The 12665-nt window shown below is 35.7% G+C and carries 9 protein-coding genes; 2 read left to right on the top strand and 7 right to left on the bottom strand.

Features of this window, described 5'->3' with window-relative positions; all coding sequences use genetic code 11:
• Together EAG08_RS18645 and EAG08_RS18640 are read right to left on the bottom strand one after the other, a co-directional pair.
• Positions 1–2856, bottom strand: coding sequence for a glycoside hydrolase family 2 protein (locus EAG08_RS18645; protein ID WP_129536749.1), 2856 nt, complete (start codon positions 2854–2856; stop codon positions 1–3).
• Complete coding sequence (locus EAG08_RS18640) at positions 2853–4232, bottom strand: glycoside hydrolase family 28 protein (protein WP_129536748.1); 1380 nt, start codon at positions 4230–4232, stop codon at positions 2853–2855. Before EAG08_RS18640 ends, EAG08_RS18645 begins: the two co-directional genes overlap by 4 nt.
• Before the next feature lie 576 nt (positions 4233–4808).
• Here EAG08_RS18640 and EAG08_RS18635 point away from each other — a divergent pair.
• Together EAG08_RS18635 and EAG08_RS18630 are read left to right on the top strand one after the other, a co-directional pair.
• Positions 4809–6344 (top strand): peroxidase, FMP-type, encoded by a 1536-nt coding sequence (locus tag EAG08_RS18635; RefSeq protein WP_129536747.1) that lies wholly within the window; start codon positions 4809–4811, stop codon positions 6342–6344.
• 148 nt (positions 6345–6492) lie between these two features.
• Complete coding sequence (locus EAG08_RS18630; RefSeq protein ID WP_129536746.1) at positions 6493–6906, top strand: VOC family protein; 414 nt, start codon at positions 6493–6495, stop codon at positions 6904–6906.
• Between the two features lie 60 nt (positions 6907–6966).
• On the opposite strand, the gene pgl is transcribed toward EAG08_RS18630, so the two are convergent.
• The 5 genes from pgl to EAG08_RS18605 all read right to left on the bottom strand — a co-directional run bounded on the left by pgl (position 6967) and on the right by EAG08_RS18605 (position 12658).
• Positions 6967–7596 carry a 6-phosphogluconolactonase gene (gene pgl / locus EAG08_RS18625; RefSeq protein ID WP_317126336.1) on the bottom strand — a complete coding sequence of 210 codons (630 nt, stop codon included), beginning with the start codon at positions 7594–7596 and terminating at the stop codon, positions 6967–6969.
• A gap of 107 nt (positions 7597–7703) precedes the next feature.
• Complete coding sequence (zwf, locus tag EAG08_RS18620; protein ID WP_129536745.1) at positions 7704–9185, bottom strand: glucose-6-phosphate dehydrogenase; 1482 nt, start codon at positions 9183–9185, stop codon at positions 7704–7706.
• Positions 9186–9197: 12 nt separating this feature from the next.
• Positions 9198–10616 carry an NADP-dependent phosphogluconate dehydrogenase gene (gndA, locus tag EAG08_RS18615; protein WP_129536744.1) on the bottom strand — a complete coding sequence of 473 codons (1419 nt, stop codon included), beginning with the start codon at positions 10614–10616 and terminating at the stop codon, positions 9198–9200.
• Between the two features lie 146 nt (positions 10617–10762).
• Positions 10763–11638, bottom strand: a complete 876-nt coding sequence (locus EAG08_RS18610; RefSeq protein ID WP_129536743.1) for a pirin family protein — start codon at positions 11636–11638, stop codon at positions 10763–10765.
• Between the two features lie 435 nt (positions 11639–12073).
• A complete protein-coding gene (locus EAG08_RS18605) occupies positions 12074–12658 on the bottom strand; it encodes a Crp/Fnr family transcriptional regulator (RefSeq protein WP_129536742.1) in 585 nt (194 codons plus the stop codon).
• Between the last annotated feature and the right edge of the window lie 7 nt (positions 12659–12665).

Genomic DNA, 12665 nt, shown 5'->3' with positions numbered 1-12665 from the left:
TTAATCTGTTAAAATATTTTCTTTCGGCATTGTAAACTGCTTATTTTCATCTCCCAAATCCGGTAGACCAAAGTAGAAATACAGTGTTCTTTTAAAAGTTCCGTTCAAATGATTTGGTTCACTTTCAGGACCTAAAGTTGAAGTGTCATTATTAATGTTAAACGCCAAAGCTGTTCCCAACGGTGGAATCGCATCGAGAAAAGAGATATTTCCGGTCGGCAATTTCGGATAACCTTCTGCGCCGTAAATTCCATAAAAATCAAAGAGTCTGACGAACATTTTTTCTTCTTTCGTTCCGACCGTGATTTTTCCTTCCGCAGTATTCAATTGGAACCACGAAATATCGTCAAAATAGCCTTTAAATTCAGGATAAATCCAAGGTGAAAAACCTGTCCGAGTTGAGTTTTTCAGATTTTGCCAAACGTTATAAGTCTGTCCTTGCGTTCTGTTTTTCCAAACGTGATATGGACCTTTGCCGAGCCATTTTGCGCCGATGACGTAATTTTCGGGATAGTCAAAACTTATGCCCGCAAACTGATAATCTCCGGCAGGCGAATATTCATAATTCAATTCTAAAATCCCATTCGGATTTAATTTCCAAACGGCTTTTTTCCCGTCTTTGTAAGAAACCTGAATGACTTGATTTTGTCCTTCTGCAAAAGTTTTTATGGCTGATAATTCCATTTTTCCATTCACGAAAACAGGTCCGTTTCGGAAGGTCATTTTTTTGCCTTTTTTATCTAAAATGACAGATTTTAACAATCCATCCTTTTTGCCAAATGAAAATTCTTTCTCATCTGATTTTAAAATAAACAATGAATCATTTTCGATAACTGAAACCGGAAATTCTTTGATTAAAGATTTCGAAAATTGTTTTGAAATATCCTCGTTCGATTTTATTTTCCAAGTCCAGGTGTAGGTTTCTTTTCCAAAAGAATCGGTTGCAGTCAGCAGTAAACCTTCACTTTCTTTCCAGTTTGAAGGAAGATTTAAATTGATACTTCCTTTTTCAGTCGGTTTTATGTCTGGAGATTCTGCTTTTCCTTTTTGAAGTACATCAAAACCAGATTCTGAAGAAAATGGTGTTTTAAATTTGACAAGTTTCCATTCAAACTGACATTCATTTAAGTTTGTAAAATGATATCTGTTTTCAACAGGAATTGTTCCATTAAAATCAATCGGTAAAGTTTTCAAATCAATTTTTACCGGACTGTAAATTTCACGGATGGCATAAAAACTTCCTTCTTTTTCACGATGCGGGCCGACCACTCCATCGGGAGCGTTAATCGCATTCACATCAAGTTGATTATTAAAATCAGTTCGCACCAAACCTTCATCCGCAAATGCCCAGAGAAAACCACCCGCACCTTTTTTGGAATTCCAGTGAAGTTCCCAATAATCGGCCAGAGAAGTTCCTCCACCGCCGTCATCCTGCGCGTGCAAAAACTCAGTCGGCATATAAATATTTTCTCCTTCAAGGATTTTTTTGGTGCTGTAATAATCTTCGTAATGATTGCAGTCGATTCCGTTGAAAGCGTTTCCAGGCTTGTGATGGGCGTGAATTACAGGACGGTTGGACAAATCATATTTTGCATATTCTGCATCCAAATCAAAATTATGTCCGCCTTCATTTCCGTTGCTCCAGAAAATGATGGATGGATGATTGGCATCTCTCGTAACCATTTCTCTCACGAGCTTTTTGCCAACTTCGGTACTGTATTTTTTTTGCCATCCCGCCAATTCATCCAAAACATATAAACCCAAAGAATCACAAATCTGTAAGAACGATTTATTCGGTGGATAATGAGCACAGCGAACGGCATTCATATTCATTTCCTTGATGAGCTGAACGTCCATTAAATCAATGTTTTTGTTGACCGCTCTTCCGGTTTCAGGCCACCAAACGTGACGGTTGATGCCTTTCATTTTGATTTTGGTACCATTAATGTAAATTCCCTCGCCTTTTCGGATTTCAATTGTTCGGAAACCGAATTTTTCTTCGGTATGGAAGATGTTTTTTCTGTTTTTATTTAAACTGAATTTGGCTTTGTATAAATTGGGCGTTTCAGCTGTCCAGAGTTTTGGATTTTTAACGGAGAATTGAATCTGTTTTAAAGTATCTCCTTCTTGAATGGTAATCTGAGATTCTCCAACTAAGATATTTTTAGCATCAAAAATCTCGACCTTTAAATTGTTGACAGAATTGATTCCTTTTAAATGAATATTAGAACGGAAAGTCCCGTCTGCTTTGGCATCAATGGATGTTGATGAAATATTTTCTTTAGGGTTGGCTTCTAGATAAACAGGTCGGAAAATCCCACCTAAAACCCAATAATCAGCCAGACGTTCTGCATTGTTGACCGATTTGTCGGCAGACATTTTTGAAACTTTGACTTCCAGAATATTTTCTTTTCCGTAAATTAATTTGTCAGAAATATCATATTTAAATTCATAAAAAGCGCCCTGATGAATTTCTCCGGCCAATTTCCCATTAATTTTAACTTCCGTGTCGGTCATCGAACCTTCGAAAACGATGTTGACTGATTTTCCTTTCCACGAATTGGGAACTGAAAATTTGTGTTTATATAAGCCAACTTCATCATTGAATTTAAAATTCTTACCATAGGTTACGTAATCTCTGCCGTAATTGTACGAGCCAAATCCCTGCTGTTCCCATTGTGAAGGAACCTGAATTTTGTCCCAACTTCCGGATTTTTTTCCTCCGGTTATCCAAAAATCCCATTCTTTGGTATGCTCAGAATCTGTCCCGCTCAGGAATTGGATTTCCTTAGATTGAGCATGCAGAAACTGTGAGCAAAAGCATAGAAGAACGAATATTTTGGAATAAAAACTCATTTAGCAGAAATATCTGAATCGTCTTTTTTGTCGTAAGATTGCGTGAGAGAAGTCACTTGGGTCACATTGATATTTTTTTGCTTTAAATTCTGAATGTTATTTAAATTTTGCATTTCAGGCTTTAAAGCTTTGATTTTGAAATTTTCAAATGTGAAATCCTTCAAATCAAATAAGTCTGATTTCTCAATTGAGAACGCAGTTTCACAGCTAATGTCAATATTTTTTATTGTGATATTGTTCGCCAAGCCTTTTTTAGGTCTTTCTTCACCTTTTAAATCAAAAAACTGATTCCAGCCTTTTACATATATGAAGGTTTTCACGTTTCCTGTGATATTTTCAACCGAAAGATATTCGTAATGTTGTGGCGTGTCGGGACGCATTTTTAAGTGTAATAATCTTGATGCATCGTTCACTTTAGAATTGCGAAGAATCACATTATAATTATGAATCGATTCACTTCCGCAAGTTAAAACGCTGTGGCAAAATCCGAAGCTGTTGTCTTCGATAAGGATGTTTCTGTTTTCACCGTTATTCGGGTCTTTATCGGATTTCGGACCTTTTCCTCCTTTCAATGCAATTGCGTCGTCGTTGACTGACATATAGCAATTTTTAATTAAGAAATTGGTACAAGCATCGATGTCAACCGCATCTGTACTTGGTGCTTTTACGGGTTCTTTTGGAGCTAAGATTGTCAGATTTAATAGTTTAACAAAATCAGTTTTATAATAATGCGTGCTCCAGAAAGGTGAATTTTTAATGGTAATCCCTTCAATCTGAATGTTTTTAGAATTTGAAACATAGAGAATTCTAGGTCTCATTTCGTCCATATTGGTGCATTTAGGATTCCATTCTCGTCTTTTCCAGAATGATTTCCAGAATCGCAAACCGTTTCCGTCGAGCGTTCCTTTTCCAGAAATTGTGAAACCGTCTAATCCGTCTGCATTAATTAAAGCAGGAAAATACTTTACCGTCTGACCTTCCATTCTTGTTGTGACTACCGGAAAATCATTGATGTCGTCACTTCCTTTTAATTTCGCTCCATTTTCTAAGTGTAAATGTGTTCCCTGTTTGAAGAAAACTGAACTGATGAGAAAAGTTCCTTTCGGAACCACTACAACTCCACCACCATTTTTAGCCGCCAAATCAATAACCGCTTGAAGTTCTTTGGTCTGAAGAATCGTGCTGTCGTTCTTCATTCCATTGGCTGTCAGGATGTATTTTTTGCCTAATTTGTTGATATCTGTCGGTTTGTTTTCTTTGAACCATTTTGGGATTGCCGTTCCGTCAGGGAATTTGTCCTGGCTTTTCAATCCATTCGAACATAAAGCGAGAATCAACAGAGACCAAACGAATTTGGATGTATTTTGAAATTTCATAATATATTATATTGCTGTATGACCTAATTTTTCTGAATATTTATTTATAAAACACAAAAATTAGTAAAATAAATTTCAATTTGGCTCTCCTTAGTTTATTATAATGCTAATTTTTAACGCAAAGTTCGCAAAGATTTTTTTACTACTAAATGCTTTAAGGTTCGCAAAAGCGTTTTACTCAACAATGAGCACAAAGGCTTTTATTTATATATAGATTACGGACAGTCAAAAAGAAAATCATTCGTTCATTTCATTTTCATAAAAATATACATTCTGAGGGCTTACAGCATCCTGCTCTTTCATGTTGAAGGATTTTAAGATCATTTTCTATTATAAATACAATTACAATTTTTCTAAATCCTGAATATGCTCATTATTCACCCGTTTCATAACATGAAAAAATGAAAAATTTAAGTAGAAATACTGAATTAATTCTAACGGTATCTGAGTAATTTTGGATAGCTAAAACTAATAACCATGAATGCTTTAATTACCAGAAAATCATTTCTGAAAAGACTAGTTTGTGATGTATTTAGCTGATAAAAACATTTTTAATAACCATAAAAACAACATATTATGCTTAAAAGAAAAAAAGAAAGTTCTGAAAACGAAAATTTATTACTAAAAAAATCTGTTCAGACCCAGAAAGGAGTTTTAGAAGAACTGATGTCAGGATATTCTAAACTTACGATTGATGACCCATTATTTCCGTTTAAAGAAAAAAATCTTGAGGCAATAGGAAATGACGTAGATTATGGTGTTTTAAAAATACTTGACGGCACCTGGGTAAGCTATAATGCTGATTACAATTCTAATATCGACAGAAAATTAAACGGAAGCGGAATTCATACGACCATTATGCCTTCTCCGGGCACTAATTCAGGAAGCATTCCCGGAAAATTCAGTTTTGAATGTGAAGAATATATCGAAAAACTCACATTTTCTTTGGTTCCCGGCGGCGTTCGTAATCGTGGCGGTGGAAATGAATTATTCTGCGGAGCTATTAAATATGAGCAAAGCATTCAAAGTGTGAATACCGTAGAAGAACAATCTGCTTTAAAATACACCCCAATTCATGAGGAAAATGGGATGTATCTATGGCTAAGTGATGTCTATAATCACGCAGCAACCAAAGAATCGATTGAAAGAGACCGTGGAATTCATGCTTTTGATGAGCAGGATTTTAAAGATTACGGTTACAAAGGAGAATACAGAAATGAACCATTGGTTCAGATTTCATCTGATGAGAACAATAAGCAGTATATTCTTTTAAGCGATCTAAAAGAAGGTCAGGAATATTATGAAATCATCCCTGCAAAAGAGTTGAAACCCGGTGCAGGTAATCAAGGGCCTTATTTTATTCCGGATTATTCTATTTCAAGAAGCGGGGTTATTCCTCATGGAAGCACGATTACTTTATTGGGAGATATTGTACCCAATCAATCGGGTTATCTAATTGACGGATCACCAAAATTTCCGACAGGCGATGCAACCTGGAATCCTGATTTTCTTGCGATTTCACCGACTATGGGCGGGGCCGGGGCTAGTGTTAAAAATCCGATTAATCTTGATCAACCTGCACCGGCATGGGTTCATGAAAAACTGAATGACGTAAATGATCCCGGTGAAAATAAAATCTACACACAGCGTATTTTAGCTCACGATCTATATCCGTATTCTGTGCGACCAGATATGCGACTGAGAGATACTTTAAGCGGGCAAAATGTGAGCAACTACGTTTTCGTTCAGATGTCTTCAAGAAACAAAACGGGTGCGCAAGGAGGTATTTTAAATGTTCCTTTTGTGAATCGTTTTGTGCCAACAGTTGAAATGAACATGCGGATGTGGATTGAAACGGTAATAGAAGACGGAAAGGAAATTCTTCAGTTACAATATGAGCAGATTATCTTTTTTGAGTTTATGTTTGGGGACGATGGTGGAACTACTAGCTGGCCACATATTCAGGTAAATACCCTTCGTAAACTGGAAGATATTCCTGAAGATCAAAGACGTGTGATAGAAGAGCAGTTTTTTGAAGGTCCAAAAGCAAACATTAATTCTTTTTCAAGTGAGGTTAATCCGCCAGCGGGTTGTCCTTATCATAAAAGTTAAAATTAATTATAAAGCGTAAATTAAGGGGCAACGTATTGCCTCTTTTTTATTTTGAGAAAGAAAGAAAGAAAGAAAGAAAGAAAGATCAGACTCTTGACAAACTGTTGTCATAATGCCAAATTATATTTGCAGTATAAAAATTTTTACAATGAATTTAGTCTCAACAAGAATTATTACTGGTGATGTAGAACGTTTAATGAAATTTTATGAAAAAATCACAGAAATCATAGCCATTCAATACACTCCCGATTTTGCTGAATTACAAACGCCAAATGCAACCATTGCTATCGGAAGTACGAGAACGCTTCAGCTTTTTGGGGGAGATCATGTTGCCAAACCTGCTTTCAATCAAAGTACAATTATTGAGTTTTTGGTTAATGATGTAGATCAGGAATTTGAACGATTGAAAGATTTTCTGTCTTCTCAAATTGTCCAGGAACCAACTGTGATGCCTTGGGGAAATAAGTCTCTCCTATTTCGAGATCCAGATGAAAATTTGGTAAATTTCTTCACTCCAGTTTCTAAGGAAGCAATGGAAAAATTTAAATCAAAAATGGTTTAGAAAAAGACAGCGTCATTAACATTTTAATGACGCCGTTTTAATATTCTTAATTGTTAAAGATTATCCTCGTGCTTTTTCATCAGTAAAAAACTCAAATCCTTCTTTTCTTTTAATTAATTGTAACGGATATAATTTTGGATTGTACTCTCCATTTAAAACTTCATTCAAAGCATGTTTTTTATTTTCACCAAATGCAACAACTAAAATATTTTCCGCTTTGTTAATAATTGGAGCAGTTAAAGTGATTCTGAACATTTCCTGAGGTTTCAGATAATAGGCATCTACCCATTTTTTGTTTTCATCTAAAATATTCTCACCAGGAAACAAAGAAGCCGTGTGACCGTCATCTCCCATTCCTAAAAGAATAAAATCAAAAACACCTTGATCTCCGACAACATTTCTAATTTCCTGCTCATATTCTTTGGCATAATCTTCCGGCTCAATTCCGTCTTTATACATCGGGAAAATCTGACTTTTTTCGACAGAAACTTTGTCTAAAAGCGCTTCAAAAGTCATTTTAGCATTGCTTTTTTCATCATTTAAAGAAACCCAACGCTCATCAACCCAGAAAAAGTAGACTTTATTCCATTCAATTTTTTCTGCGTATTCTGGAGTTGCTAAGAGATCAAAAATAGCCTTTGGAGAAGAACCTCCGCTTAATGCAACCGTAAAACGATTATGTTTTTCAATCGATTTTTTGATAATTCAACAAAACTATCGGCTGCTTTTTTATATAATGTATCTAAATCGTCAAATACGGTGATATTCATTTTCTTTTTATTTAAATTTAAATCATCCTAAACCCAGCTGTGACCTTGTCTTGCAACCAAGGCAAAACTGTCTTCCGGTCCCCAACTTCCCGCTTCATAATCCGGAAAAGATGAATCTTTTCTGCCTTCCCAAGTCTCCTGAATTGTTTTTACCACATCCCAAGCCTCTTCTACCTGATCGGAACGCATAAACAAGGTAAGATCACCGATAAGTGCATCCAGCAACAATGTTTCGTAAGCTTCCGGAGTATCTTCCTGACAGGCAAAATTATCAAAAATCATTTCAACAGGCTTTAAAACCAAAGAAAGTCCGGGTTGTTTTGCCATAAACTGCAGTCTGATATCCATTAATGGCTGAATATTGATAATCAACCTGTTAGCTGATAACAATTGTGAACTTTCTGAGAATGTAGAATGCGGAAGCGGTTTAAACTGAATGGTAATATAAGAATGTTTTTCCTGCATTTTCTTTCCTGTGCGCACGTAGAAAGGAACATCCTGCCATCTTTCGTTGTCGAGATAGAATTTTACAGCTGCGAAAGTTTCTGTATTTGAATCCGGAGCAATTCCGTCTTCCTGACGATAACCTTTGGCTTTAACACCGTTTACAGTGCCTTTTCCATATTGGCCTCTCACGGCATAATGATCTACTTTATCAGGTGAAATTCTGCGGATTGATTTCAAAACGTCTACTTTACGATCTCTGATTTCGCCTGATTCCAATGAAGCAGGTGGTTCCATCGCCACCATACAAAGAATTTGTAATAAATGATTTTGAATCATATCACGAAGCGCTCCGGTTTGTTCGTAAAAACTTCCTCTTGTTTCTACGCCCACTTCTTCTGCAACCGTAATTTGTACTGATTCAATGTGTTTACAGTCCCATAATGGCTCAAAAATAGAATTTCCAAATCTGAATGCTAATATATTCTGTACTGTTTCTTTTCCTAAATAATGATCGATACGATAAATCTGTTCTTCTTCAAAAGTCTCAGCCAATAAACTGTTGAGCTCTATCGCCGACTGCTTATCATGTCCGAAAGGTTTTTCAATAATAATTCTGTCTTTCTGAGGATCAGAAGCTAATGAAGTATTTTTGATATGATTGGATATCGTAGAAACGAAATTTGGCCCAATCGATAAATAAAATAATCTGTTTCCTCTTTTTCCGTAGACGGTGTCAAATTTTTCTAATTTCTGGTACAAATCTTTGTAAGAACTCTCCTCATCCAGCTGATGCTGGAAATAGGTAATATGTGCCTGAAACCCGGCCCAATCTTCTGAAGTTACTTTCTTTCTTGAGAACTGTTCTAGATTTTCTTTAATGTAATTTTTAAAATATTCATCGCTGTTATCTGCTCTTCCGAGTGCCAGAATATTGAAGCCTTTCGGCATTCTGCCATCGATGTATAAATTATAAAACGCCGGAAAGAGTTTTCTTTTGGCTAAATCTCCCGTTGCACCAAAAATAATGATTGTCGTTGGCTGCAGGATTTTATTATCACTCATTTTTTCCGAATATTAATTATTTGCAGTTTGCCAAGATGCATGAAAAACACCTTCTCTGTCTGTTCTCTGATACGTATGTGCTCCGAAATAATCACGCTGAGCCTGAATCAAATTAACAGGCAGAGATTCTGTAGTATATGCATCAAAATATCCCAAAGCGGTCTGAATTCCTAAACTTGAAATTCCGTTTGAAGCAGCAAATGCTGCAGTTTTTCTTAATGAAGAAATTTTATTTTTAACGATTTCAGAAATATCTTTGTCCAATAAAATATTAGATAAATTAATGTCTTTTGTATAAGCTAAATAGAACTTCTCCAATAAAACAGAACGGATAATACATCCACCTCTCCATATTTTGACAACATCTTTTAATGGAATTTCAAATTGATATTCCTCAGACGCTTTTACCAATAATGCCAAACCTTGTGCATAGCTGATTAATGTTGCCAAATAAAGTGCTTCACCAACTTCTTTGATGAACTGTTCTGTATTTTCAGGACTTGCAATTTCATTTTTAGAATATAATTGAGAAGCTTTTACTCGCTCTTCTTTGTAAGCCGATAAAATTCTTGAAGTCACGGCAATATCAATGGTTGGAATAGAAGTACCAATTTCCATGGCTTGTTCGGAAGTCCATTTTCCGGTTCCTTTTGCTCCTGCTTTATCTAAAATCTGGTCAACAAGATAACCGTCTGTCAAATCATCTTTTTGCTGGAAAATATCTCTTGTGATTTCAATTAAGAAAGAATTCATCTCACCGTTGTTCCACTCTTTGAAAACTTGGTATAGTTGATCGTTATTCAGGTTAGCTCCTTTTCTCAGTAAATCGTAAGCTTCGCTGATGAGTTGCATGATGGCATATTCAATTCCGTTGTGAACCATTTTCACATAGTTCCCGGCTGAACTTTTTCCCATGTAGGCTGTACAAGCTTCTCCATTCACTTTCGCAGAAATGGCTTCCAACATCGGCTGAATTAATTTGAAAGCTTCCAAATCTCCTCCGGGCATAATGCTAGGTCCTCTTCTAGCACCCTGCTCACCTCCTGAAACACCAATTCCCATGAAGTGAAGATTTTTTGAGGCTAAATCAGCAATACGTCTTTCAGTATCTTTGAAATAAGAATTTCCTGCATCAATCACGATGTCTCCATCGCTTAAAAGTGGGGTAATGTTTCCTAAAACAGCATCTACGGGCTTTCCGGCAGGAACCATCAGAATAATTTTCCTCGGAGTTTCTAATGCGGCTACAAAATCTTGTAAAGTCTGGGTACCTTTTACCTTCATTTCTGAAGTAGCACCGTCCTGTAAATCCTTTATTTTTTGTTCATCAAGATCAAATCCTGCAATTGAAAAACCGTTATCGGCAATATTATAAAGAAGATTTCGCCCCATTACACCGAGACCAATGACCCCGTAATTATACTTTTCCATTCTTACTTAAGATTTATTTTATTTTTACGGGTCAAATTTACGGAAATGCAAACCAGTAAAAAAATTATCCGAAATTTTCTTTCAATGGTTATGGTAGTTTTAATCAACTAAAAATCTGTAAACACTCAAAATATCTTCAGACTTCCTTACATCGTCATTGGAACTTCCATCAATAAGATTTCTGTATCTTCTGTTGTTGATTTGATATTTAAATCTGAAATATCCCATACACCAAAACCGTCTCTCGTTTCCACTTTTTGTCCTTCGATTTCTGCGCTTCCTTTTAAAATAAAAGCATATACACCGTTTCCTTTTTTCTTGATTTGATAATTGGTTTCGAAGTTATTTTCAAAGTTTCCTAAGTGAAACCAGGCATCCTGATGAATCCAAACACCTTCATCATCAGCATTTGGAGACAATATTTGCTGAAATTTATTCTGACCTTTTGATTTGTCTAAAGTAATCTGGTCATATCTTGGTGTCACGTTTCTCTTGTTTGGATAAACCCAGATTTGAAGAAACTTCACCAAACTGTCATTATTTTTATTGAATTCGCTGTGCATAATTCCGGTTCCTGCACTCATCACCTGAATGTCTCCACTCTTGATAATCGCAGAATTTCCCATACTATCTTTGTGCTCCAAATCACCTTCCAACGGAATACTGATGATTTCCATATTATCGTGAGGGTGTGTTCCGAAACCTCTTCCAGCCTCCACTTTATCATCATTCAAAACTCTCAAAACTCCGAAATGCATTCTTTCAGGATTGTGATAATTCGCAAAACTGAATGTATGATTGCTCACCAACCAGCCGTGATCCGCTTTTCCTCTGGAATCCGCTTTGTGAATCACAGAATTATCTTTGATTTTTGAATCTGTATTGGGCAAATGATTGTATCCAATAGGTTCTAGCGGCTCGATTTCGTCAATCTCATTTTTCATTGTGTTTCCCAATGATGTTGATGCTACGAACATTCCTGTTCCTAATAATCCTTTCTTTAAAAAATCTTTTCTGTCCATATCTGTTTTGTTATTTACTCGTTATTGATAGGACAAATTTATAGTGGTGGAAATTGCTGTGCATTTAACTAGTTTAATAAATTGAAATTTCTTTTGTCTTGAAACAAAAGAAACAAAAATTCAAGACTTGGAAACTTCCGCTAAAAATTAAAAATTTAATCCTAAAATTCCCAAACTTGCGCGAATTCGAAAATCGTTATCATTAGAATATTTATCTCGCGCTTCGAACAGTGGGAATTTTTTAACGGCTTAAATTTTAATTTTCTTAACGCTCCATTTTCCTATGTCGGTTTACATTTTACAACTCATTTTTGGATAATTAGTTAAGTTTCTTAAACAAAAAGACGGGGTAGTTTACACATTATGTATAAACCACCCCGTCAAAAATTCTTTGAATTTTCGCCACCCCTCTAATGGAGGGGAATTTCGTGTATTTTATTTCTCTTTAGTCGCCAGACGCTTTCTAATTGTACTTACAAATTCTTTAGAAACTCCCAGATAAGATGCAATATAATACTGCGCAACTCGTTGTGGAATCGTTGGATATACTTTTATAAATTCCAGATATCGGTCTGATGCACTTTTGGAAATGGTATTCACCAGACGGTTTTGAAGGGTAAACAGATTTCTCTGAACCAACATTCTGAAAACTCTTTCGAATTTCGGGATTTCTTGCAGTAATTTTTCTTTGGTTGTCGGATTCAGCATAAGGATCTCTGAATCTTCGATGGTTTCTATATATAAATTGGAAGGTTTTTGGTCTTGGAATGAAGCGATATCACTAATCCACCAATCTTCGATGGCAAACAAAATCGTCACTTCAAAACCATTATCATCAAGATAGTAAGCCCTTAAACAACCTTTGTGAATGAAGCCTTCAAACTGACAAACTTCTCCTTCACGCAATAAAATTGTTTTCTTGGGAATCGTTTCACAAACTAATAAATCAGTAAAGAATTTTTCTTCAACAGTGTTTAGATCGATGAAACGGGTAACGTTCTTGATAATATTTTCAAACATAAAATAA

The sequence above is a fragment of the Chryseobacterium sp. 3008163 genome (assembly GCF_003669035.1).
In the GTDB taxonomy this organism is placed as follows: domain Bacteria; phylum Bacteroidota; class Bacteroidia; order Flavobacteriales; family Weeksellaceae; genus Chryseobacterium.
This window is presented reverse-complemented; position numbering and strand designations above follow the sequence as displayed.